We start from the raw sequence: 24,562 nt of genomic DNA, 5'->3' as shown, positions 1-24,562 counted from the left end.
AGTTGTTTTAAAACGTAATATTACCTGTAACCAAGTAATACAAGATATAAGATAATACCAAAATTCCAATAATAAGCATTGCGTACGATGGCTTCCTTCCACTTTCTTTACGACGCTTCAGATATTTTGTTCCTTCAACAAATTTACCGCGAATATCCTCCGGTTTAAATTCCTTTGGAGGAAGCATACCAAGTTCACGTTTCGCACGTTCCTCTATTTCCTTCAGTTTTTCCTTCCGTTCATCATAATAAATATATTCATGATGATAAGGACGGGGCTTATCCATGTTAAAGAATCCCATACCCATAGTTTATTATTTTATCATTAGTTTTATTCTTATTTCAGTTATCCACTTTGACACTATCCAATGGTATATCGATACTTTGCATAACAACGTTTTTATTTTCTTTATTAACGTCTTTCTTGCTTTTTTCTTCTCTCTTAAATAAATTCTGATTTGGTATAGGGGCTGGCGAATGCTTTGTCTTCTTCAAACCTTGTCCTGCTAAACGATATCTCCAAACCATTATATCTCTTTTATCCCTAGGACGAAGATAATCAAACCACGCAAAACTATCCAGTTTCCGCTTATTATCCGGAATCATTCCCATAGGATAGAACGTTCCTGTCGGTTTAGGGTACATCTTTATCTTTTTCATCTTTCTATTCTGTAAATAAAGATTTAATGTACTTGTCTCAGATACATCCATGCCCAAATATGTACTATCTTTATCCTGATAATAATAAATAACTCTAACCGATCCGATTACATCAACCTGACGCATCTCACCATTGATAAAATATGCGTTGATATCTTTTCCGCTTACCTGATTATACTTAACAGAATCCAACTGTTCCATAGAAAGAGCCTGATTATGAATATTCGCCCAATCAATAGTACTATCATTCATATAAATATAAATTTTTTCTCCCAACAATTGCTGGTTCTCATGCCAAAGAACAGGTTCACGATACATAGTTAGGCAACTATCTTTTGAAGAAAACACTAAAGAATCACAAACACCCTGTACATCATTCCGAAAGAAGCGTACTTTAAAGTAAGCTCTAGCTTCACGATATATAGAATCAGTATTCAGGTTAAATGTATACATTTGTAAAGTGTCAGCATGTAAGAATAAACTGTCACCCTGAGAATAATCTATCAATTGGGCATAATCCGTAACATACGCAAATTTTGTAGAATCATTATAAAAGCCGTAATTACCTGTCAATTGATTCTTATTCACAGTATCGTTATAAATGATATTATTAAATGCCTCACCATAAGCCTTCTCTCTATCATAAAACAAGCTGTCACCTGTCATTTGCTTTCCGCCTTCATTAATAATCTTCGAACGATCAAGAAGGATAGCCTGGCCGGTTGAAGTATTATATGAACCTCGTTCTGAATAAATATAATCTTTATCACTAACAATATTCGTTGGTCCTACGATATTTGTTATTTTTGTTTCTGTATTATAATGCAATGTATCTGCTGTCAAGGTAAACTTCTTATTTTCCAATCTCACATTATAGTTAAAAACAGCCTGTTTTGTTGACGGATTATATTCTCCCCAATCAGATGTCAATACATTCTCTTCATCCATCAAGATACCACCATCAAAATAGTATCCCAAATTCATCACACGGTCATAATTCAAACTATCAGTAAGAAGTGTGGTCGTCTTGTTTTCCATTTTAACATGGTTGCGGACCTGCGCAATTTTTGTATTTCCATCATAAAAAAGATAATCTCCATACAGGAAAAGTGTATCTCCCTGTTCCATCTTCACATTATCATAGGCTTCAAAAGAATTCGACTCCTGATAGAAACAAGCACTATCACAATACATATACACGCTATCGTGACGGAATTCTACATTTCCTATCAATATCTGAGCATTCGGATCCGGATTATCCATGCTCTTCTTGATTACGTCTGAATGAAGCAGATAAACTTTGCTCTTCGCCTGTTTAGCTTGCTTTGCAGGTCTTATTTGATTGACCTGAGCTAAAATACAAAGAGCAAACAGGCATAGAAAACTTACAAGTAGTACCCTATGCCCGTCATATAATTTATAATTTCTTTTACTCACAACTTACTATCTTCTGTATGTACCCATCCAGGATATTTAAAATCACAATTATGCCATTTATCATTTATTCTGACGTATGTCTTCTTTTGTTTATCACGTATCCATTTATCCAGAATTTCATTGCTTCGTTTAGCCATTACTATCTGTTTTAACCGCTGATAATCTTCCGTCATTGTAGCCTTATGACCATCTATACGGCTCTTTAGCTTGACTATTGCACAAACCTCACGTCCTTTCGTATTCGTCATTATAAATGGTTCCGAAATCTCTCCGACATGCATCTTATCTACTACCTTTGCAATCTCCTGTGAACGTTGTGCCAATTGATCCATTTCAAAACGAGAAGTTCCTGTCATTGTATTAGCCATCAAGCCATGATTATTCTTCGTATCCTTGTCTTGGGAAATATAGAATGCAGCTTCATCAAAAGAAAACTTATCATTACGAATCTCCTTTGCTATAGAATCAAGTTTCAATGTTGACGCCTCTATATCCTTTTCATCAACTTTCGGTTTCAAAAGAATATGACGAGTATTTATTCTGTCTCCACGTTTTTCTATCAACTGAATAATATGAAATCCGAATTCTGATTCTACTATTTTTGATACTTTATTAGGGTCTTGCAAGTTAAATGCAACATTCGCGTATTCAGGAACTAACTCTCCTTTACTCATAAATCCTAATTCCCCCCCACGACGAGCCGATGCCTCATCTTCTGAATAAAGACGAGCCAATACTGAGAAAGGCATCTCCCCTGAAGTGATTTTCTGTGTATAATCACGTAATGTTTTTTTAACACGCTCAATTTCCGACTGTGGAATCTTTGGTTCTAAAACAATAACCTGGACTTCCACTTGAGTAGGAATATAAGGAATACTATCGGATGGAAGATCCTTAAAATATCTACGAACCTCGGCAGGAACAATCTTTATCTCACCAACAAGTTGTTGCTGCATTTTTTGAACAGTCTGTTCTTCACGTTCATTCTCACGAAGCATCTCTCTAATCTGTGTTGTAGTCTTGTTAAAGTACTCTTCCATCTTCTCTTTAGAGCCAATCTGATCAATATACCAGTTAGTTTTACGTTCTACCATGCTAAGGACATCTTGATCGGAAACTATAACACTATCCAACTCTGCTTGATGTAAGTACAACTTACGAATAGCTAATTGTTCAGGAATAACACAATACGGATCTCCATCTATCTTTCTTCCTTCATACTGAGCATTTAAACGCTCGTTCTCTACATCTGATTTCAGAATTGCTTCATCGCCAACAACCCATACCACCTCGTCAACGACATTATCCTGAGCAAAAGCAAATATAGGAGCTAACATTATCAGCAAAAACAAACAAAATTTCTTATTCATACAATTATTTATGTATTCAATCATTCTAAAAAGCTATTAATGTACGAAGATATAGTAAATTTATATACTTCCGCTATTATTAACGGATTTTAAATCCTCTCAATTTCTTTCAACATGATATTTTTCTCTCAAGTGTTTTAATAATTGTTCTTCATATTCCGACAGAAAATTATGAGTAACCTGCTCTTTGACATCCTTAAAATCTTCAGGACCGTTTTTCATCTTCTTTCCTATCACCAAAGTAATCGGATAATCAACATCAGGTTGATAAGTTCCTTGTTTAAAAACCTTCTTATCAATAGCCGCGTTTTTACCTATTTGGAAAATCCCTATCTCCACTTGAGCCAACATATCCTTCTCTTCACCATTGGAAACCAATCGTTCATAAGCTGTCTTCCATTCATCAATTGGTTGCGATTTCAAATATTTCTTAATCGTTTTCGCTATTTTTTTATTCTTGGCATGAATAACTGCACCTTTAAAACAAGGCACCTTCCAGTTATTTTTATGCTGCGCATAATATCTTTCCAAAATAGCATCGTCAGGAAGAGTCTTATCAACATATTGCTTATCAAAAGCCATGACTAACAGCCCATCATGGACATCTTGTAACTGAAGTTTCAATTCCGGATACTTCTGCTCCAATAAAACAAGACCACCCTTATTCCAAATCAACATGTTATCTTTATCGATAGTAGGATTATTACTTCCTAAACTTTCCAGATACTGATCTGCCAAAGGTTTTATCATTGATAAAGGAATATCTGACCGACGATCAATGAGCTTAATCAGATGCATACCCTTAGGGGACGCAAAAGGAACCGACACTTTCCCTTTCTCCAGCGTGACCAAATTTTCCATCCATTCTTTGAGATTTCTGTTGGCTGGCATCCATTGAAGTTCTGAAAGTGTGACATGTAGTTTCTCCGGCATCAGCGTATAGACAGGCCCAAATTTCTTTATGAACGAGATAAAATCAGAACCACTTTTAACAGCCGAATAAATAGAATCCATCCATGTCCTTGCCCGATACGCTAACTTTGCGTCAGCAAACTGAGGAATATCAACACTAATATGGGCTATTTTAACCCATTCTGACAAGTTTAATCGATTTTGTTCACGAGAAGAGATACGTTGTTCCTCGAAAATAAGCCGCTGCTGATCTTGAAAATACGGTTTTAATATCTGACTTGTATAATATGAATACTGAGACTTAAATTCCTCTGTTGTATCCAAACCTTGAGCTTCCGCTTCACATACTTTAAGCTTATAGTCAATATAAATATTTTTAAAATCTTTTTCCTGCTTACCTGATTTCGACAGCTGATAGTTAAACTCTGTTCTGTCTATCAGCATCTTATCTCCGATAGAAAAGACAACTTCTTTTTGAGCATACATATTGGCAGTATGCACAAAAAGAAGTCCTATTACACCAACAAGGGGCATAATAAAATTATTCCGGACGACTATAATTAGGTGCCTCACTGGTAATTGTAATATCATGCGGATGGCTCTCCAAAACACCGGCATTGGTGATACGAGTAAACTTAGCATTATGCAACTCCATAATGTCTCTTGCTCCACAATACCCCATGCCTGAGCGAAGACCGCCCACCAACTGATAAATAACCTCTTGAACTGTTCCTTTAAATGGCACGCGACCGGCAATACCTTCCGGAACCAACTTCTTCACTTCTTTTGTTCCAGCTTGAAAATAACGATCCTTAGATCCGTTTTCCATAGCTTCCAAGCTGCCCATTCCACGATAGCTCTTAAACTTTCGTCCGTTAAAGATAATTGTCTCACCCGGACTTTCCTCTGTTCCGGCAACTAACGAGCCAATCATAACACTATATCCTCCTGCTGCTAATGCTTTAACAACATCACCGGAATAACGCAAGCCACCATCTGCAATCAATGGAACATCTGTACTCTTCAAAGCACAAGCCACATCGTATACGGCACTCAACTGAGGAACACCGACACCGGCCACAATACGTGTTGTACAAATAGACCCCGGACCTATGCCAACCTTAACGGAATCAGCTCCATTCTCAACTAACATCCTCGCCGCCTCACCTGTTGCCACATTACCTACTACGATATCTACATTAGGAAATGATATTTTTGCCTCACGCAGCTTTTGAATAACAGATTCCGAATGTCCGTGTGCTGTATCAATAACAATAGCATCAGCTCCGGCAGAAACCAAAGCCTGCATACGATCAAGAGTGTCAACCGTAACTCCCACACCGGCAGCTACACGCAAACGACCTTTTTCGTCTTTACAAGACATAGGTTTATCCTTTGCTTTTGTAATATCTTTATAGGTAATAAGTCCCACCAAATGATTTTCCTTATCAATTACCGGCAGCTTCTCAATCTTGTTCTCCTGAAGAATCTTTGCTGCTGAAGCTAAATCAGCTTGCTGATGAGTAGTTACCAAATGATCTTTTGTCATGACATCATCTATCTTCTTATCCATGTGAACCTCAAACCGAAGGTCACGATTGGTAACAATCCCCACCAAATGTCTTTCTTCATCAACCACAGGAATACCGCCAATATGATAATCACACATCAAATCAAGCGCGTCTTTTACAGTCGAACCACGCTTAATAGTAACCGGATCATATATCATCCCGTTCTCTGCTCGTTTTACGATGGCTACCTGACGAGCCTGCTCTGCAATTGGCATATTCTTATGAATAACTCCTATACCACCCTCACGAGCAATGGCAATAGCCATTTGGGATTCAGTTACGGTATCCATGGCTGCCGTAACAAAAGGAATATTTAATTTAATGTGACGGGAGAACTGGGTGGCAAGAACAACATCGCGAGGCAATACACTTGAATAAGAGGGAACCAGAAGGACGTCATCAAACGTCAATCCATCCATAATAACTTTATCTGCAATAAATGATGACATATATAAGATATATTTAGAATTTTATTGCGTGCAAATATAGGCAATTCTCCAGAAAACACGAAGTGTTATCTCATTTTTTAAAGAAATTATTCAGTTATTTACCTCTACATTCACTTTATTTTCCGGTGTGTTAGGCTCGCGAAAAGAATTAAAGTTAACCACTTTGCCGTCACAAAAACCAACTATAAAGATTTTAGTATAACCTATCCAAGGAATTCTCTCATACTGCCACTCCTCCATATCTTCATTGAACCGCCTATAATCCGGTTTACCCAATACTCTTGATACTTCCTCTGTTGTCATTCCTTTCTTCACTTTAAACATGGCATTACTCATATTGTCAATTGTTCCACAGCTACTAACCAACAACATACTACAAATAGTAAATAAGTACAATAACTTTTTCATATCTCCATCTTTATTAAGTTTCCTTATCACAAATATATAGACAAAGATATTCCTTTCGTGAAGGAAAAATCCTATTTTAGCATAGGTGTTTTCCTATAGAAAAAAGGGAATATCCTGAGACAAGAGCTTTTAATATACTTCAAAGCACCATTTATATGTATTATACATTTGAACGATAAAGGCTTACTTCTTGATTTTTTCACTATAAGATTTACGTTTTCCACACTATCAACCGCAAGGACAGTATAAGCCTGACCCATAAGGAAAAACGAACTTACAGCATGTTTAAACGAAGCTTTTTGGCTTTTCGTCAAGCTTATAAAAATAGTTATAAAGAAGGTCGAGAAAAGTGATGCGGATGAATCGTCCAACTCATACGCATGAATCGCATAACTCATGCGGATGAATTGATCAACTCATCCGCATGACTTCATCCGGTCGTCCGCATCAGTTTGGGCGATTAACTTTATCACTTCTTTCTTTTATATACATCAATAAATAGAACGATCAAAATAGACTTTCATTCCTACCCGCGTAGATGAGGAAGTAATCAGTTGATAACAATCATCCATAAGTAGTGATCCGCATCCCCCAACCGATTAATTAACATAATTTAATTTACAAAAAATCATTACGTTCCAATATTTGATTTACCTTTATCCCATGAAAAAGATTCTACTACTTTTATTGACTCTGGTACCATTCCATGTAATGGCAGATAGTATTGACACCACTACGTATAAAATAGACAATGTAGTGATTACCGGCACCCGATATCATAGTGATATTCGTCATTTACCGATGACTATTTCGGTGATTAATCAGAGTAAACTGATTCAGAATTACAAACAGAATGTGCTCCCCACGCTTAGTGAACAAGTTCCCGGACTCTTTGTCACGTCACGCGGATTGTTAGGATATGGTGTGAGTACAGGTTCAGCCGGAGGCATTAAAGTGCGCGGTATAGGAAGTACAGCCGATTTGCTTGTGCTGATTGACGGACTCCCACAGTATGCAGGACTCTATGGTCATCCCATTGCTGATGTTTATCAAACCATGTTGGCTGATCGTGTTGAAGTGATTCGAGGTCCGGCTTCCATGATCTATGGCTCGAATGCCATGGGTGGGGTTGTAAACATTGTAACTCGCCAAACGCAACAGGACGGAACAACTACGAATATAAACTTGCAAGGCGGTTCGTATGGAACCTTTGAGGCGAATGCCACTAATCATACGCGCAGTGGAAAGTTCTCTTCCGTTGTAGGTGTAAACTATGGCAGAACAGATGGTCATCGTACCAATTCTGAATTTAAACAGACGAGTGGATATGCAAAATTAGGATACGATTTTACACCTAACTGGGCACTTAGCGGAAATATAAATGTCACTTATTTCGAATCATCCAATCCGGGTGAAGTTTCTAACCCGTATATAGATAATGACATGATGATTACCCGTGGAATGGCAGCTGTTTCACTCACCAATGAATACGAGAAGACATCGGGAGCTATCAGAGCATACTATAATTGGGGACATCATCACATCAACGACGGTTACCATCCGGGAGGTACTCCCCGCGCCACTTATTACATGCATAACGATCGTATGGGGGGATTCTCTGCCTATCAGAACCTTTCATTCATGGAAGGAAACCATATCACCTTAGGATTAGATTACCAACATTATGGTGGTCATGCGTGGAACAAGGCAATGTCGAATGGCGCGAAAACAGAGATTGCCGATAAGAGCGTGAATGAGGTAGCCGGATATATTGACTTCCGACAAGATTTAGCCGAATGGATCACATTGGACGCGGGAATCCGCCTAAACCATCACAGCGTATCTGGTAATGAGTGGATTCCACAGGGAGGCTTTACCTTCCGCTTGTCAAACGAGTCGGAAATTCGGGCAATGGTAAGCAAAGGCTTCCGTAATCCTACTATTCGTGAACTTTATATGTATCGTCCGGCTAATGCCGACCTTAAGCCTGTACGACTGATGAATTATGAGCTTTCATTTAAACAGCGACTCTTCGAGAATCGCTTCAATTATAACATTAACGTGTTTTATTTGAAAGCCGATAATATGATTCAGACGGCTATGATAGAAGGTAAACCGCTTAATATCAATACCGGCAAAACAGAGAACTCTGGAGTTGAACTGGAGGCAGCCTATCATATTAATGAGGTTTGGAACATAAATGGAAATTACAGCTTTCTCCACATGAGCAATCCGCAACTTTCCGCACCGGAGCATAAAATATACATGGGAATCAATTATCAGAAAAAACAATTCTCCGTAAATACAGGTCTGCAATATGTGGCCGGACTATATACTGCTACAGGAGCTAAAGAACGAAAAGAGAATTTCCTGTTGTGGAATGTAACAGCAAATTATCGCGTTATCAAAGAATTACGCTTATTTGTTAAAGGAGAGAATTTACTTGCCCAAAAGTATGAAACAGTAGCCGGCTTTCCTATGCCTCGAGCTACAGTAATGGCAGGTATCAACTGGAACTTTTAATGATATAATAAGTCGTGGGTCTTGCGATTTTTACAAGACTCACGATTCTATTAAATTATAGTTCCACCTTTTTTATTAAACCTTTCTTATAAAGCTTTTTAAATTCTTTCTTGGCTTTTTCCATTTGTTTGCAAAAGGCCTTGTCTGCATGTAGTCGGGCTACTGTTCCGGCAACAAGCCAACGAGCCGCGTCTACATCACTCTGGTAATGGAATCCGGCTATTACGCGGCTTTGTCCATACTCATAGCCCCGTTTTAATATAGCATTCTGATTCATCACATTAATTTCTGCCAAAACCAAGGCTTCTCCCCAGCCGATGGCTGTATGTCCCGAAGGATAAGATCCATTCTGATGATAATATTTCTGAATTTCGGGAATAGCTGAATCTTCATGATAATAATCGAAAGGACGGACACGATGATAATATCTCTTTGCTTCACTTGTCGCCAGAGCACCAAAATCCTCTCTACACTTGGTCACTAACTTCCATATTTGTGGAGTATTTAGCGAATCAATCTCTATTCCAAAAGCCGGAGACATGGCTTCCACTACACCCTTTGCACTTGAATCGGCATCCTTAACAGCTAACTTCCCACGCTCTGTCGTTCTTACAGAGATGCCCCATTCAAACTGCTCTCTATCGTATGCAGCACGTGCAGAGATAGAATCAGGCGGAGGAGGCAATAGTTTTACACTACTCGGCACATCCTGCTGATATAGATAAAAATCATTTGGACGAGTACTACGGTCGTAAATACGCTGTGACTGAGCTAATCCACCCATAGCGGACAAGGTAAAGAAAGAGACAATCAAAATTCTTTTCATAAATATATTTTATAAGTTATTTTTATTGAAATAAGATTACTACTGTTAATAAAGCCTTGCAAATTTATCAAAATCTACAAATTATCAAATAGAACAATAAGATAATCTTCCTTAAATTGAAAATAGAACAAATCACTGCCTATTTTTCTTTGAATAAATAGAAAGTATAGTTTGTAACACTACAGACAGAATAATCAGCAGTACTCCTACCCAGAATGCGCTGCTCAATTCACTTGACTCATTAAAAATGATAATAGCCAAAAGAATCGTATAGACAGGCTCAAGATTATAGCTTAAATTAACCGTAAAGGCAGAAATAGTCCGTAAAGCCTGAAGCTGAAGAAGAAAAGGAACAACCGTGAATACGGCTGCAAATAACAAAAGCAATCCGATATCGTGAGCATCAGGAAAGATCTTCACATCAGGAAATAATATGGAATATATCGGTAGTACCAATATAAGTACAATTCCACCTCCAATAAGCTCGTACAACAGCATTGTACTGCTGCTATGTCCGGTAGATGTTTGAACCCGCTTACAATAGATAGAAAATATCGTATAGAGTAATGATGATATACACCCTAAAACTATACCAAATCGATAACGTGTATCGAAACCGAAAATGAGAATGATGCCGGCTACCGTAAGCAGACTTAACAGTATCTCTCTTCCTGAGAAACCACGACGACCAATAACAGGTTCCAAAATAGCGGTGAAAAAACCTACAAGAGCAAAACATACGGCTCCAATAGAAACATTTGCAGCCTTAATGCTACCATAATAAAACACCCAGTGAGTAGTCAACAGTACTCCACAGCCCATCATCATCAGCAAATGATGTCTGGGAATAGCATGAAGTTGCTTCTTAATACTCATCATTATCCCCAGAATGATAAATGAAAGAAGAACACGGAAGCAAACCAACGGTAGCTCACCTATTGTGATAAGCCGACCGAACAGTCCCGTAGCACCGGCCAGCAGGATAGCTGTATGGAGACGTAAATACGAATGTTTCATATTCACAAAGTTATACTATATTAATATAATATATAGGATTCTTTAAACTTTTATTCGTACCTTTACGCCATCTTTTAAATCTCAACAATTAAATTCATATTTCATGAAAAAACTATTTGGTATAGTATGTCTGTCTGCGCTATTCGGACTAATGACATCATGCGATCAAAAAAATGTAACCATGAAGAGTTACAATGAGGGAATTAATATTCTCCCTGTTCCTGCAGAACTACAGCAGCAAGAAGGACAGTTCAAATTAACGAAAAGTACATCATTCTACGCTCCTACTCCTGAGGCTGAAAAAGTAGCTCAGTTCTTTGCTGACAGAATCAACAAATCGACAGGATATAGGCTGACAGTAAAGGAAAAGGATGGATCCAACTGCATTGCTATTAACGTTGACCCAAATCAACAATTGGCTGATGAAGGCTACATATTAAATGTTACACCGAAAGGAGTTAAGATTGTCGCTAAAACAGCTGCCGGAGCTTTCTATGCTATGGACAGCTTTATGCAACTGCTTCCCGCGGAAATCGAGAATCAGGGTGTAGTGGATAACATTGCTTGGATTGCTCCGTGTGTAAGCATTAATGATCAACCTCGTTTCGGCTACAGAGGATTCCACATTGATGCCTGTCGTCACTTTATTCCTACCGAGGAGGTAAAGAAACTGATTGACGTAATGGCTATGTTCAAGATCAACACCATGCACTGGCATCTTACCGAAGATCAAGGCTGGAGAATTGAAATCAAAAAATATCCGCGTCTGACAGAATATGGTTCCAAACGTATTGAAGGTGAAGGAAACGAATACGGTGGTTTCTATACTCAAGAAGAAATTAAAGATATAGTAGCTTATGCAGCAGAACGTTTCGTTACTATCGTTCCTGAAATTGAAATACCTGGTCATGAGCTGGCTGCCATAGCCGCATATCCCGGCCTTTCTTGCAAAGGAGACTCTATTACCCCGCGCTTTATCTGGGGTATAGAAGATGTGGTGATGTGTCCGGGTAAAGAGGACATGTTCAACTTCCTTGAAGATGTATTGGCCGAGGTGGTTCCATTATTCCCGGGCAAATATTTCCACATTGGTGGTGATGAATGTCCGAAAGTCAGTTGGAAGAAGTGTCCTGCCTGTCAAGCACGTATCCGTCAGGAACACTTGCAGGGCGATGCTCAACACACTGCCGAAGAAAAGCTTCAGAGTTACGTTATCCAACGAATGGAAAAGGTTCTTGCCAAATATGGGAAAAGTATTATCGGTTGGGATGAAATTCTTCAAGGAGGCTTGAGTCCTAACGCAACAGTCATGTCATGGCGGGGAGTAGCCGGTGGTATAGCTGCCGGACTGCAAAATCACAATGTAGTGATGACTCCGGGACATGATGGCGGTATGTATTTCGACTATTATCAGGGCGATTCAAAAATAGAACCGATAGGCATCGGAGGTTACACTGCCTTAGAGAAAACGTACAACTATGATCCGGTTCCGGATACATTGAGAACTATCGGAAAAGAAAAATATATCCTTGGAGTTCAAGGGAATACATGGACTGAATATATCTATAACAACGATTTGTTGGAATACCGTATGTTCCCTCGCGCACTGGCTCTGTCAGAAATCGCGTGGAGTCCGGTAGATAAAAAGGATCTGAATGATTTCTATCGTCGGGTGAATAATGCATACGTACGTCTGGACGGTCATGAAATTCACTATCATATTCCACAACCGGAACAACCTAACGGATCTTGTAACTTCATCGCATTCACTGACGAAGCTACACTCACATTCAAGACTTCCCGTCCGGAGAAAATGGTTTATACGACCGATAACAGTACTCCTACTCCGGAATCCATGGAATATACCGAACCTCTGAAGTTCAAAGAAAACACCATATTGAAAATTGCTACTGTCCTTCCTTCTGGAAAGATGAGTCCGATAAGAGCTATCACCATCGAGAAACAAACACTCTCTCCTATTCAAGCTGATGTTAAACCTCTGCATGGACTAAAACTGAAAATTGCTTATGGTAATTTCTTTAAGCCGAATGAGTTGGATGGCATAACAGAATGGAAGCAGAAAACAGTGAAAGCCCTCGAAGAGATTCCAAGTCAAGTTCCTACAACAGAAGATATGCGTGGTATTCCTCACTACGGAGCTATCGCTGAAGGCTTGATTAATATTCCTTCCGACGGTATTTATTACATCTCATCCAACTACGATCAAGTCTGGATAGACGGAAAGTTAGTTAACAATAATGAAGGTCAGGTTAAACGCTATAGTCGTGCCGACACATCCATGGCTCTGGCTGGCGGATGGCATCAGCTAAAGGTAGTCTTTTTAGGCAACATTATAGGAGGTTGGCCTTCACAATGGGATAATGGAAGTATTAACCTGCGCGAAGCCGGTCAAGAGAAATTCACTCCTGTCGCTGCCGAACAATTAGGTTACATTGCACAATAATTTTACAAACTATTTCATAGAAAGAGGGTCCGACACTTCGAACTCTCTTTCTTTATATATACCTATTACTAAACTAATATGTCAATCTTATTGCACGATAAAGTTCAATATAACAAGTGATATTGATAAACAATAAAAACGATACGTTTGAACCGACAAAGTGATACGCATGAACCGTCCAACTCATACGGATGACTTTACCAACTCATCAGCATCACTTACTCAACTCATCAGCATGAACCGGACAAAAAATATTAATGAATTCATCCGAACACCTGTATCAGTTGGAGTACTTTAGCTTTGACTTTACTTTTTATTCCTCTTTAGTTATTCTTATTCAAGCGTTGGGAGGGTTGAGGTTTTTGTTTCGTTGTGCCTGATTTTGTTTTCTTAGATGGAAAACTCGGAACCAATTGCATTAATTTCAAAATCTTTGATTGGCGTCTTAAAAGATACTTTGAGGGATGAGCTGAATCAAATCTTCTTGGATTTGGAAGTGAAGCCGCAATTAATGCACATTGTGGAGCAGTCAACTGTTTTGCTGTGGTGTTAAACTTGATTTTTGCGGCTGCCTCTGCTCCATAAATATTCTTTCCCATCTCAATTGAATTCAAATAAACTTCCATAATTCGCTCTTTATTCCAAATAAATTCAATTAAGGCAGTGAAATAGACTTCGAAACCTTTACGTATCCATGAAGAATTAGGCCATAGGAAAACATTCTTTGCTGTTTGCTGACTTATTGTACTTGCTCCTCTGGGCCTTTTTCGTGTTTCATTTTCTTTTTGTGCTTTCTTAATCTGCTCAAAATCAAATCCGTTATGCTTTATAAAATTATTATCTTCCGAAGCAATCACTGCTAAAGGTAAGTTATGTGAGATGTTTTCTAATGGAACCCACGAATGACGCCAAGTTGGCGACTGACCGGCAGAGATGTTTTGTACACTCCTGATAACCATTAACGGAGTGACATAAACCGGAATAAAACGATATATAACAACGGCTAATATGGTTGAAATAAAGAAAAACAGGATAATATTTCTGATATATCTACCAACTTTACGAACAGACATTTTGCCAACTAAATTTAAAATTGGTGCAAAGATGCAAAAGATAAAGGATATATCAAACTTTATCATTAGTTTTGAATATTTTTGTAAACGTATAGTATATGTATAGTATATTATGAAAAGATATATCTGGATTATATTACTCTGTATAGCTGCGTTTTTTGTTCATAACGGAGCACTACAAACAGATATTATGGAATCACGTAATATCGTTACTGCGCGAGAGATGGTATCCGAAGGTAATTGGCTCATTCCTACCATGAACGGAGAACTTCGATTAGAGAAACCTCCATTGCCAACGTGGGTAGCAGGATTTATCGAAAAAGTTGCTCCCGATAATTTAAAAGCTCAACGATCTGCAGCAGGAGTAATGGGTATCATTTGGGTCCTTTTCTTTTATCTGACTGCCAAAGAAATATTCCGTAAGAAAGATTATGCGTTTATAGCTACATTAATATTCCTTACGTGCTATAACATAATTTTAATGGGACGAACAGCTACATGGGACATATATTGTCATGCTTTTATGATGGGAGCTATATTCTTTCTTTGGAAAGGTCTTTATGACGATCCTTACCGAGAGAAGTCCAGACCTTGGCGAAACTTTACGTTTGCCGGAATATTTATGGGGTTATCTTTTTTGAGTAAAGGTCCCGTATCTTTCTATGCCCTACTCCTTCCCTTCATTATAGCCGCATTGGTTTACCGTCGCCCATTAATGCGTGGCAAATGGAAAGCTTTTATCTTTATGATTATAGTATGTGTAATATTGAGTGCTTGGTGGTATCTTTATATTATTGCTTTTCATCCGGAAGCTGCTAACGCTGTTATTGAAAAGGAATCAGGTTCTTGGATAAATCATAACGTTCGTCCGTGGTGGTATTATTGGAGATTCTTTGCGGAAACCGGTGTGTGGGCATTACTGACGCTTTCTACTCTTTTTATTTCTCATTGGAAAAAAGTTATTTATGACCGACGCGGATATTTGTTTACCATTTGGTGGATGTTGGCCGCTCTTGTTTTGCTCTCTTTTATGCCGGAGAAAAAAATGCGTTATCTACTTCCAATGATGGTTCCATGTTCATACGCTGTTGCGTTTTTGGTTTATCATTTCTATAAGGAATACAGATTGGACAAAACAAGTAAACTGATTTTCTACATCAATGCGGGATTAGTCTCTTTAATAGCTACGATACTTCCTGTTTTAATTTTTATCTTTGGATATCAACAGCATAGAATATCTCTTATTACTGCTATTGTAGCCGGAATGTTAATATTGGTTATAGCAATCTGGCTATGGAAATCGACAGCGCGTTTAAGATCAATTGAATTTGTTTTTGGAATCGTAGCTCTGTTTGTTGTCGCGGAATGCTTTCTCTTCAATATGATTGGTGCTTCATTTACCAATCCTGAGTTTAATTCTATCCGAGGAATCAGGGAAGTTAATGAGTTGAAAGGCGTTCCATTGTATTATAATGAGCTGAAAGGACCGATTCGTATGGAATTAGTGTACGAAGCTCATAGAAAAATATTACCTTTGGACTTTGAAAATAAAGAAGACGTATTGAAGGCTTTACCTTGTGCTGTAGTGACTATAGAGCCTATAAAGAACGAATTTCCGAAAGAAATTTTAAATATGATTGATACAACAATGATTGGAATTTACGATGATAACCGTCATCCGAAAGGGACAAAACATTATCATGAAGAATTTCTTAATCAGGTTACATTATTAAAATTAAAGTAATGAACAATACATCGAAATATAAGCTGACTATCATTGTTCCCGTTTTTAATGAGCAAGACAATATGGAACGATTGGAACAGAAATTGGTAGCTTATGTACCAAAAGCCGTGGTGTCTGCTTGCGTCTTGTTTGTAAACGACGGTTCAAAAGATAATAGTCTGCAACTTATCAAACAGGTTTGTAAACGAAATAAAGACTTTTATTATATCAGTTCTAATGCAAATCGTGGATTAAGTACAGCTATGAAAGCCGGAATCGATACGGCAGAAAGTGAATATGTAGGATATATCGATTCTGATTTGCAAACCGATCCTGAAGACTTTAATTTACTTTTGGAGTATGCTCCCGATTATCAGCTTGTTTCGGGTATTCGTGCGAAACGCAAGGATTCTGCTTTTAAGCGTTTGCAATCTAAAATTGCCAATGGATTTCGTCGTTCTATGACAGGTGATACAGCTACGGATACCGGTTGTCCGCTGAAAGTGATGTGGACGGATTATGCCAAACGTATTCCTTTTTACAATGGGATGCACCGTTTTCTCCCGGCACTGATGAGTCTGGAGAATGGAAAGTTTAAAGAATTACCGGTACGACATTATCCCAGAATAGCCGGAGTGTCAAAGTATCATTTGTGGAATAGGTTGGCAGGTCCATTCATGGATTGCTTTGCTTATCGCTGGATGAAGAAGCGATACATTCGTTATCACGTCGATGAAAGTAATTTCAACGCATAAGTTATGCCGGCTACCTTAATTTACGCTATAGGATTCATTGCTCAGGGCTTCTTCTCTGCTCGAATCCTTGTTCAATGGATCATGTCGGAGCGAAGCCATAAAGTTGTGTCCCCGAATCTTTATTGGATTTGCAGTTTAATCGGAAGCATCTTGTTGTTTACGTATGGTTGGCTGCGGAACGACTTTTCCATTATCCTTGGTCAATTCATATCCTATTATATATATATATGGAATTTGAACATTAAAGGTGTGTGGATTAAAGTTCCGAAAGTGATTCGTTTTTGCATTTTCATTCTTCCTGTTTTAGCATTTATTTTTACAATTAAAAATGCTTCGGCTTTTGCCAATTCTTTTTTGCAAAATAAAGATATTCCGCTTTGGCTTGTCATTTTCGGATCACTTGGGCAAATTATCTTTACCATGCGATTTGTCTATCAATGGTATTACTCTCAACGTCGTCAAGAGTCCATTCTTCCGGTTGGATTCTGGATAATCAGCCTGATTGGTTCCGGTATTATTGTTTCTTACGGAATTATTCGTTTAGATCCTATTCTGATACTTGGACAGTCGGTAGGATTTATAGCTTATATTCGTAATATTATTATATCGCGTAAAAGTAATAAAGGGGTGATTAACCCCTCTTCCGGTCATTCTGTTGAATCGTTGTAAAATGAACAGAAATAATATTGAGATGAGGCAATTCACACAGAAATACATTTTCTTTATTGTTCTGATGGTACTAACATTAGTCCCCGACACTTATTTATGGATAAAAGGTACAGAGGGCGAGGATACGAATTTATTAATTCACACTATTTGGTATACCCCTTCATTAATCATCCTTCTTTGCTGGTGGATGGCACATAAAGAAAGGTATTACAAAAAATGTTTGTGGATTATCTGTTTGGGATTAATTCTGTTCACGCTTCCTAAAATAGTTTATTGTTTTATCCGATAAGACAATAAGGCATTGAAGAGACTCTTCTCTCTTCTTTCGTGAAAGTGACAGGTATCAATTGCTCAACTGATACGTATGAGTTACTAAAATGATGCTGATGAGTTGGTAAAATGATGCTGATGAGTTGATTGGTTTATGCGGATGAATTGACTAAATGATACGTATGAGTTGACACAAAGATATGGATGACTTTAGTTGATTATATGATGACTTAGTGAATTTAACTAAAAAGCAAGTTTGTTTGAATGAAGAATTCATTAATTTACAGTATCTTTACATCAAATTTGATTACTATGTTTACAGAGAAATTACAAGAATTATATCAACAATATACGGGAACGGAACCGGAAAACATGGTCGAGCTACCGGCTTCCGGCTCGAACAGAAGATATTTTCGCTTGACAGGCGTAAAAAGTATTATCGGAGTTTACGGAACATGTGTTGAAGAAAACAGAGCATTCGTTTATATGGCGGCACATTTCCGCAAAAAAGCACTCCCTGTTCCTGAAGTTTATGCCGTATCCGAAGACCAATTATATTATATTCAAGAGGATTTAGGCGACTTGCTTTTATTCAAAGCGATAGAAAAAGGTCGTCTGACCACCGTTTATTCGGAAGAAGAAAAAGATATGTTGCGTAAAACCATCCGACTTCTCCCCGTCTTTCAATTCGCCGGAGCCGATGGATTTGATTTCTCTTATTGCTATCCGCAGTCGGGATTCAATGAACGGTCTATTAAATGGGATTTAAACTATTTCAAATACTGTTTCCTTAAGGCTACAGGTCTTGATTTTCAAGAAGATAAGTTGGAAGACGACTTTCAGAAAATGTGTGATGTATTGATGCGAAGCGCGTCAGCTACTTTTATGTACCGCGATTTCCAGAGCAGGAACATCATGATTCATTACAGTCAGCCTTACTTCATTGATTTTCAAGGTGGCAGAAAAGGCCCATTCTTTTATGACGTAGCTTCTTTCCTATGGCAAGCCAAAGCCAACTTTCCTGATACACTCCGCAAGGAGTTACTTGAGGAATATTTGGATGTATTGAATCAATACCAGCCTATTGACCGTTATTATTTTTATAGTCAGTTACGACATTTTGTATTGTTCAGAACTCTCCAAGTTCTTGGCGCGTACGGCTTTAGAGGGTATTTTGAAAAAAAACCACATTTTATCCAGAGTGTTCCATACGCATTGGCCAACTTACGGAGTCTTTTGAAAGAAGATTATCCGGAATACCCGTATCTATGCGAAGTATTGAAAAATCTAACCAACCTTTCAATGTTTAAAACCGACCTTCAGAAACGTCAGTTGACTGTAACGGTGATGAGTTTTGCATATAAGAAAGGTATACCCGATGACCCAAGCGGTAATGGAGGAGGATACGTCTTCGACTGTCGTGCCATTAATAATCCGGGGAAATACGATCGGTTTAAATCATTTATAGGACTTGACGAACCTGTGATTAAATTCTTGGAGGAAGATGGTGAGATTCTTACATTCCTTGAGCATGCTTATGGGTTGGTTGATGCCAGCGTTAAACGTTATATGGAGAGAGGATTCACTAATTTAAGTGTTTGTTTTGGGTGTACGGGCGGACAGCACCGTTCGGTTTATGCGGCACAACATTTGGCAGAACACCTTAATGAAAAGTTCGGGGTAAAAGTAGAGCTGATTCATAGGGAACAGAATATAGAACAGACATTTAACCGCAAGGATTGATATGAAAGCCATAATTTTTGCCGCTGGAGTGGGTTCCCGTTTGAAACCGCTCACCGATTATTGTCCGAAGGCACTTATAAAAGTAGCCGGACTGCCGATGTTGGAACATGTCATTAATAAATTGAAAATGTCAGGTTTCGATGAAATTGTTATCAATGTTCATCATTTAGCAAAACAAATCATTGATTATTTAAAAGACAACAACAACTTTGGTATCACTATTCACATATCGGATGAGCGACAAGAATTGTTGGAAACTGGTGGCGGATTGCAGAAAGCATTACCTCTATTTACACCAAATGACGAAAGTGTTCTGATTCATAATGTAGATATCCTATCCAATTGTGATTTGCAAGGTTTGATGCAGTATCATAAAGACTATCAGGCGGTTGCTACACTTGTGGTAAGCTCGCGTAAGACACAGCGTTACCTTCTGTTTAATAAGGAAAATCGACTCTGCGGTTGGATAAATAAAAAAACCGGTGATACAAAACCGGAAGGATTCGTTTATAAAGAGGGTGAATATGCAGAATATGCTTATGCGGGAATAGAAGTCGTTCAACCGAAAATTTACAAATGGTTACCCGAAGGCAAGTTCTCTATCATTGATTTCTATTTGAATCATTGCAATGAGTTAGCGATTAAAGCTTATATTGCAAACGACTTGAAACTTTTGGATATAGGAAAACCGGAGACACTGATTAAAGCAGAACAGTTTGTCAAGCAAATATTAAAATATTAACTTTCTTCTATCTCACTGAGTTCGAGCCATCGCATAGACTTCTCATCAAGTTCATTATTGAGTTCTGGAAGTCGTTTTGACTTTTCTGTCAGTTCATCAACAGATAGTTTACCACTGCAAAGGTCTGCTTCAATTTGTTTCTTTTCTTCTTCCAGCCGAGCAATTTCTTCTTCTAATTGTTCAAATTCTTTTCGTTCTTTAAACGTCATGCGATGCTTATCATTGGTGCGTACACGCTCGGTTTTATCCTTTTTAGCACTCTCTTCTTTCTTTTCGTGCTTTTCTTTTTCTATTTTCCATTCGTTATAATCAGAATAATTTCCCGGGAAGTCACGAATATCACCATGTCCATTGAACACAAGGATATGGTCGACTATCTTATCCATAAAATACCTGTCATGACTAACCACAATAACACATCCTTTAAAATTTTGAAGATAATCTTCGAGTACTTGCAATGTAGGAATATCCAAGTCGTTTGTAGGCTCATCAAGAACCAAGAAATTCGGATTCTTTATCAATACCGTACAGAGATAAAGTCGGCGACGTTCTCCCCCACTCAACTTATACACATAGTCATATTGTTTTTCTGGAGGAAAAAGAAAATATTGAAGGAATTGTGATGCAGTAAACCGTCGTCCGTCATTCAGAACTATAACTTCGGCATATTGTTGAACAATATCAACAACTCTCATCTGCTCATCAAACTTCAATCCGTCTTGGGAATAATATCCAAACCGAACAGTTTCACCCACCTCAATGACACCGCTATCCGGTTTTTCCTCACCAATAAGCATCTTTATAAAAGTAGACTTACCTGTTCCGTTATTTCCCACTATGCCCATCTTTTCATAACGGGAGAAAGTATAGCTGAAATCGTTTAAAATTTTTAAGTCACCAAAATTCTTATATACATGATCTGCTTCAAAAATCTTAGAGCCGATGTAAGAAGCTTTGGTATCCAACTTAATATTATTGTCAACAATACGACGTTTGGCAACTTTTTCTAATTCATAGAAAGAATTCTCACGATAACGAGCCTTATGACCACGAGCTTGAGGCATTCTGCGCATCCAATCCAATTCCGTGCGATATAAATTTTTTGCATGAGCTATCTCCACGTTAGCTGTATCAATACGTTCTTGTTTCTTTTCCAGATAATAAGAATAATTACCTTTATATGAGTAAAGTTGCTGATTATCAATTTCTAAAATATCGGAACAAACTCTATCAAGAAAAAAACGATCGTGAGTAACCATCAGCAAACTAAGCTTACTTTGCTGTATATATTTCTCAAGCCATTCTGTCATATTTAGATCTAAATGATTGGTAGGCTCATCCAATATTAGAAAATCAGGTTCGAGAATCAGCACATTGGCCAAAGCTACACGCTTCAACTGTCCACCAGAAAGCTGACTAATCGGTTGGGCATAGTCTCTAATATTCAATTGTGAAAGAATTTGCTTAATTTTTCGTTCATAATCCCAAGCCTTCTCATGCTCCATTTTAACCAATAAGTCTTCTAATCCAGGATTTCCATGAGTTTCCATACACGATTCATAATCTTTTATGAGTTGTGCTGTTGGATTTCCATGCTCAAAACAAGCCTGAAGTACCGTTTGTTGATCAGAAAAATGAGGATTCTGTTTCAAATATCCCACGCGCAGGTCACGACGGTATGTAATTGTTCCTTCATCATAATTCTCTTTTCCGGCCAGAATATTCAATAAAGTGGATTTACCACTTCCATTTTTAGCAATCAATCCACAACGTTGCCCTTCCTCAATGCCGAAAGATATGTTATGAAATAGCAGCAAGTCACCAAACGACTTCGTCAAATCATCAACCTGTAAGTGAGGACTACCCATATTTATTTCTTTTTCAATTTTATCATTTTTACAGCTGCATTCTGAATCTTTTCATATTCAGCAATCAAATCAATTTGCTCGTTTTGCTTTACCTTATTATATATAAGATCAATTGGATTAATAATTAAATTAGAATTCATAAATTGAAGAACCGGACATTCTATCGATCCATCAACGAATGTTTTCCATTCCATACCTTCCATTTCATTAACTATGATAGATCCGAAAGTTAAAGCAAAGTCACTCCAAATTTCTTTTTGTTGAGGTTTGAATTTTCCACTATCAATGACCTGCTGCAATTTAGCTATATCGTCTTCCTCACCAGTAAAATCTGTTTTTAATTCTTTCTTAATTATTTTCTCTACCCATCCATAGGCTGCATTAATCTCTCCAACTTCAAGAATGCGAATAGGAATTAGCTCTTGATGAAATCCACTATGTAATTTTGGAACATAAATTGTATGAATAATATCCTCAGCAATAGATTTTTCACCATTTTTTGTTGTAGTGAAGCTGCAATTTATGCAAATGGTTCCATAATCCATAATCCATATATATGAAGTATACACGTTTCCATTCTCTCTAAAGGATTCTGAACTAAAAGCGCACTGAACCTTTCCTATAACTGTTATGACAGCAAAAGGGTTCTCTCTTAATTCCGAACGGAGACATTCATCTCCGTAACGGTTATCTTTACCTTTTGTTGCAGAGATACGGAAATTTCCGTTCCATTTATTGGGATTATAAAAAAGGAAAGTATCCTCTTCATCTTCAAATTCATTCCAATTGGTGGGATATTCCAAAGAGAACCAACTTCCGGGTGATATATATTTCTTCATAAGCTAATAATATTTAATAATTGCCAATCATTTTCCTATCGGCTGTATCCGAGCCCTTGTCTTTTTATCTATCTCGAGGAACATATAATTCGCTTTTCCGGCATGTAGCAATGAGTCATTTTGCAAATACATTTTCGTTGCATACTCTTTCGACTTTTCAAAAGTTAACTTTGATATCTGATTTTGTGTTTTACCTATTCTTGTGGAATCTAACTTCTCGTCAGGAAAGAAATCGTCAAGATCGACATCTCCAATCATTGTCATTTCCATAAAACTAATGGCTTTATGCGTTTTATCGGTATAATATCCGACAAACATGTGTCCAGGCAATCTGATTAGAATAGGATTAATGTTAATTGCTTTTAGAAGAGAAGCCATTAGCACGCTGCCATCCACACAATTAATTTGAGAAGATTCCAAAGCATCATCCAAAGTTCTGACTCGTTGCGCGAAAACTATATTCGAAGAAAGGCTTGTATTGGTAACCGAACTATACTTAAAGTTGCGCTTTTGAAGTATATTCCATAAAGCATAAACTTGATTATCAACATTCTTTGCCTGTTCTTTTAACGTTCCTTGATATCCAAGAAAACGATTAATAATACGTGTATCCAAAGCTTCACGCAAGAGTTCATCAATCTTAGGATGCTCTTCATTCACATAAGCAGCAAAGAATTTGCTTGTATCATGAAAATGATTATTCCGATCATAATATCCGATAGGGCATTCATTAATACTCCGCATTGAAATATTTTTCACTTTAGGAGGCAAATCATGCCCATTCAAATTAACCTGAATAGTTAAAGCAACAGGCGCGGCTTGTTTGTTATTACGAAGCGCGTCATAGTTCCAAACTACGTCCGGATAAATGGTATATTTTCTTTCTGCCTTTGGGAGAATGAATTCGGATATAGACTTTGAGAAATATGGAGTCTCTGCCAACTGAATCATCACTCGACTATTTGGAATAGAACTTTTTAACTTAATAGAGATGCACGATTTCGGGTTACCTACATAATCTGAATCGACAGGCTCTATTAAGTTACAATCAGTTGTTGCTGTTGAAAGAATAGTAACGGGAAATACATTTCCGCCAAGCTCATCATTGAATTCTAAGTTTTTAGAGCCGAAAAAAGTCCTGTGGACAAAAGTCGCGATACCTCCTGTTATAATAAGTATAATTAGAAAGATACCCCACTCACGTTTCTCCCATCCGATCCAAAACTTAAAATTCATTGTTTAAC

At 37.8% G+C, this 24,562-nt stretch carries 20 protein-coding genes; 8 read left to right on the top strand and 12 right to left on the bottom strand.

Annotated features, from left to right (window positions below; genetic code table 11):
* Nucleotides 1-7: 7 nt before the first annotated feature.
* The 6 genes from LO761_RS01000 to LO761_RS00975 form a co-directional block, all read right to left on the bottom strand.
* A complete protein-coding gene (locus LO761_RS01000; RefSeq protein WP_272816471.1) occupies nt 8-301 on the bottom strand; it encodes a hypothetical protein in 294 nt (97 codons plus the stop codon).
* A 40-nt stretch (nt 302-341) separates the two neighbouring features.
* On the bottom strand, nt 342-2,096 hold the full coding sequence (locus tag LO761_RS00995; protein ID WP_272816470.1) for an OstA-like protein: 1,755 nt from the start codon (nt 2,094-2,096) through the stop codon (nt 342-344).
* Entirely contained in the window at nt 2,093-3,466 is a 1,374-nt protein-coding gene (locus tag LO761_RS00990; protein WP_272816469.1) for a peptidylprolyl isomerase, read from the bottom strand. The genes LO761_RS00995 and LO761_RS00990 overlap by 4 nt, the downstream gene beginning before the upstream one ends.
* Nucleotides 3,467-3,565: 99 nt before the next feature.
* Nucleotides 3,566-4,912 carry a peptidylprolyl isomerase gene (locus LO761_RS00985; protein WP_272816468.1) on the bottom strand — a complete coding sequence of 449 codons (1,347 nt, stop codon included), beginning with the start codon at nt 4,910-4,912 and terminating at the stop codon, nt 3,566-3,568.
* 7 nt (nt 4,913-4,919) lie between these two features.
* A complete protein-coding gene (gene guaB / locus LO761_RS00980; RefSeq protein WP_272816467.1) occupies nt 4,920-6,398 on the bottom strand; it encodes an IMP dehydrogenase in 1,479 nt (492 codons plus the stop codon).
* Between the two features lie 90 nt (nt 6,399-6,488).
* Nucleotides 6,489-6,806: a hypothetical protein gene (locus tag LO761_RS00975; protein ID WP_272816466.1), complete on the bottom strand. Its 318-nt coding sequence runs from the start codon at nt 6,804-6,806 to the stop codon at nt 6,489-6,491.
* Between the two features lie 663 nt (nt 6,807-7,469).
* Here LO761_RS00975 and LO761_RS00970 point away from each other — a divergent pair.
* Nucleotides 7,470-9,329 (top strand): TonB-dependent receptor, encoded by a 1,860-nt coding sequence (locus LO761_RS00970; protein WP_272816465.1) that lies wholly within the window; start codon nt 7,470-7,472, stop codon nt 9,327-9,329.
* Nucleotides 9,330-9,384: 55 nt separating this feature from the next.
* Here the strand turns inward: LO761_RS00970 and LO761_RS00965 are convergent, their stop codons facing one another.
* Nucleotides 9,385-10,155, bottom strand: coding sequence for an acid phosphatase (locus tag LO761_RS00965; protein WP_272816464.1), 771 nt, complete (start codon nt 10,153-10,155; stop codon nt 9,385-9,387).
* A gap of 132 nt (nt 10,156-10,287) precedes the next feature.
* Complete coding sequence (locus LO761_RS00960) at nt 10,288-11,172, bottom strand: DMT family transporter (protein WP_272816463.1); 885 nt, start codon at nt 11,170-11,172, stop codon at nt 10,288-10,290.
* A 103-nt stretch (nt 11,173-11,275) separates the two neighbouring features.
* Between LO761_RS00960 and LO761_RS00955 the strand changes: the two genes are divergently transcribed.
* Nucleotides 11,276-13,636 (top strand): family 20 glycosylhydrolase, encoded by a 2,361-nt coding sequence (locus tag LO761_RS00955; RefSeq protein ID WP_272816462.1) that lies wholly within the window; start codon nt 11,276-11,278, stop codon nt 13,634-13,636.
* Nucleotides 13,637-13,959: 323 nt separating this feature from the next.
* Here the strand turns inward: LO761_RS00955 and mtgA are convergent, their stop codons facing one another.
* Nucleotides 13,960-14,709, bottom strand: coding sequence for a monofunctional biosynthetic peptidoglycan transglycosylase (gene mtgA / locus LO761_RS00950; RefSeq protein WP_272816566.1), 750 nt, complete (start codon nt 14,707-14,709; stop codon nt 13,960-13,962).
* Nucleotides 14,710-14,821: 112 nt separating this feature from the next.
* On the opposite strand from mtgA, the gene LO761_RS00945 reads away from it, so the two are divergent.
* From LO761_RS00945 to LO761_RS00920, 6 genes are all read left to right on the top strand, one after another.
* A complete protein-coding gene (locus tag LO761_RS00945; protein ID WP_272816461.1) occupies nt 14,822-16,453 on the top strand; it encodes an ArnT family glycosyltransferase in 1,632 nt (543 codons plus the stop codon).
* Nucleotides 16,453-17,187 carry a glycosyltransferase gene (locus LO761_RS00940; RefSeq protein ID WP_272816460.1) on the top strand — a complete coding sequence of 245 codons (735 nt, stop codon included), beginning with the start codon at nt 16,453-16,455 and terminating at the stop codon, nt 17,185-17,187. The genes LO761_RS00945 and LO761_RS00940 overlap by 1 nt, the downstream gene beginning before the upstream one ends.
* Before the next feature lie 3 nt (nt 17,188-17,190).
* A complete protein-coding gene (locus tag LO761_RS00935) occupies nt 17,191-17,856 on the top strand; it encodes a lipid-A-disaccharide synthase N-terminal domain-containing protein (RefSeq protein ID WP_272816459.1) in 666 nt (221 codons plus the stop codon).
* Between the two features lies 1 nt (nt 17,857).
* Nucleotides 17,858-18,145 carry a hypothetical protein gene (locus tag LO761_RS00930; protein ID WP_272816458.1) on the top strand — a complete coding sequence of 96 codons (288 nt, stop codon included), beginning with the start codon at nt 17,858-17,860 and terminating at the stop codon, nt 18,143-18,145.
* Between the two features lie 293 nt (nt 18,146-18,438).
* Nucleotides 18,439-19,869 carry a RapZ C-terminal domain-containing protein gene (locus LO761_RS00925; RefSeq protein ID WP_272816565.1) on the top strand — a complete coding sequence of 477 codons (1,431 nt, stop codon included), beginning with the start codon at nt 18,439-18,441 and terminating at the stop codon, nt 19,867-19,869.
* 1 nt (nt 19,870) lies between these two features.
* Nucleotides 19,871-20,611, top strand: a complete 741-nt coding sequence (locus LO761_RS00920) for a nucleotidyltransferase family protein (protein ID WP_272816457.1) — start codon at nt 19,871-19,873, stop codon at nt 20,609-20,611.
* Here the strand turns inward: LO761_RS00920 and LO761_RS00915 are convergent.
* From LO761_RS00915 to LO761_RS00905, 3 genes are read right to left on the bottom strand one after another with little or no spacing between them, the layout of a single operon-like run.
* Complete coding sequence (locus tag LO761_RS00915) at nt 20,608-22,479, bottom strand: ABC-F family ATP-binding cassette domain-containing protein (RefSeq protein ID WP_272816456.1); 1,872 nt, start codon at nt 22,477-22,479, stop codon at nt 20,608-20,610. The two genes, LO761_RS00920 and LO761_RS00915, sit on opposite strands and share 4 nt — an antisense overlap.
* Before the next feature lie 2 nt (nt 22,480-22,481).
* Nucleotides 22,482-23,318, bottom strand: coding sequence for a DUF3805 domain-containing protein (locus LO761_RS00910; protein ID WP_272816455.1), 837 nt, complete (start codon nt 23,316-23,318; stop codon nt 22,482-22,484).
* A gap of 27 nt (nt 23,319-23,345) precedes the next feature.
* Nucleotides 23,346-24,554, bottom strand: coding sequence for a hypothetical protein (locus tag LO761_RS00905; RefSeq protein WP_272816454.1), 1,209 nt, complete (start codon nt 24,552-24,554; stop codon nt 23,346-23,348).
* Nucleotides 24,555-24,562: the final 8 nt, after the last annotated feature.

The organism is Phocaeicola oris (genome assembly GCF_021295095.1).
Classification (GTDB): Bacteria; Bacteroidota; Bacteroidia; order Bacteroidales; family Bacteroidaceae; genus Phocaeicola; species Phocaeicola oris.
The sequence above is the reverse complement of the archived record's forward strand: the minus strand, read 5'-3'. Positions and strand labels throughout refer to the sequence as shown.

What these genes read in the sequence shown, in the direction of transcription:
- LO761_RS01000 (WP_272816471.1), bottom strand. Translation starts at nt 301, where the DNA reads ATGGGATTCTTTAACATGGATAAGCCCCGTCCTTATCATCATGAATAT.
- LO761_RS00990 (WP_272816469.1), bottom strand. Translation starts at nt 3,466, where the DNA reads ATGAATAAGAAATTTTGTTTGTTTTTGCTGATAATGTTAGCTCCTATA.
- LO761_RS00985 (WP_272816468.1), bottom strand. Translation starts at nt 4,912, where the DNA reads ATGCCCCTTGTTGGTGTAATAGGACTTCTTTTTGTGCATACTGCCAAT.
- guaB (WP_272816467.1), bottom strand. Translation starts at nt 6,398, where the DNA reads ATGTCATCATTTATTGCAGATAAAGTTATTATGGATGGATTGACGTTT.
- LO761_RS00975 (WP_272816466.1), bottom strand. Translation starts at nt 6,806, where the DNA reads ATGAAAAAGTTATTGTACTTATTTACTATTTGTAGTATGTTGTTGGTT.
- LO761_RS00970 (WP_272816465.1), top strand. Translation starts at nt 7,470, where the DNA reads ATGAAAAAGATTCTACTACTTTTATTGACTCTGGTACCATTCCATGTA.
- LO761_RS00965 (WP_272816464.1), bottom strand. Translation starts at nt 10,155, where the DNA reads ATGAAAAGAATTTTGATTGTCTCTTTCTTTACCTTGTCCGCTATGGGT.
- LO761_RS00960 (WP_272816463.1), bottom strand. Translation starts at nt 11,172, where the DNA reads ATGAAACATTCGTATTTACGTCTCCATACAGCTATCCTGCTGGCCGGT.
- LO761_RS00955 (WP_272816462.1), top strand. Translation starts at nt 11,276, where the DNA reads ATGAAAAAACTATTTGGTATAGTATGTCTGTCTGCGCTATTCGGACTA.
- mtgA (WP_272816566.1), bottom strand. Translation starts at nt 14,709, where the DNA reads ATGTCTGTTCGTAAAGTTGGTAGATATATCAGAAATATTATCCTGTTT.
- LO761_RS00945 (WP_272816461.1), top strand. Translation starts at nt 14,822, where the DNA reads ATGAAAAGATATATCTGGATTATATTACTCTGTATAGCTGCGTTTTTT.
- LO761_RS00940 (WP_272816460.1), top strand. Translation starts at nt 16,453, where the DNA reads ATGAACAATACATCGAAATATAAGCTGACTATCATTGTTCCCGTTTTT.
- LO761_RS00935 (WP_272816459.1), top strand. Translation starts at nt 17,191, where the DNA reads ATGCCGGCTACCTTAATTTACGCTATAGGATTCATTGCTCAGGGCTTC.
- LO761_RS00930 (WP_272816458.1), top strand. Translation starts at nt 17,858, where the DNA reads ATGAACAGAAATAATATTGAGATGAGGCAATTCACACAGAAATACATT.
- LO761_RS00925 (WP_272816565.1), top strand. Translation starts at nt 18,439, where the DNA reads ATGTTTACAGAGAAATTACAAGAATTATATCAACAATATACGGGAACG.
- LO761_RS00920 (WP_272816457.1), top strand. Translation starts at nt 19,871, where the DNA reads ATGAAAGCCATAATTTTTGCCGCTGGAGTGGGTTCCCGTTTGAAACCG.
- LO761_RS00915 (WP_272816456.1), bottom strand. Translation starts at nt 22,479, where the DNA reads ATGGGTAGTCCTCACTTACAGGTTGATGATTTGACGAAGTCGTTTGGT.
- LO761_RS00910 (WP_272816455.1), bottom strand. Translation starts at nt 23,318, where the DNA reads ATGAAGAAATATATATCACCCGGAAGTTGGTTCTCTTTGGAATATCCC.
- LO761_RS00905 (WP_272816454.1), bottom strand. Translation starts at nt 24,554, where the DNA reads ATGAATTTTAAGTTTTGGATCGGATGGGAGAAACGTGAGTGGGGTATC.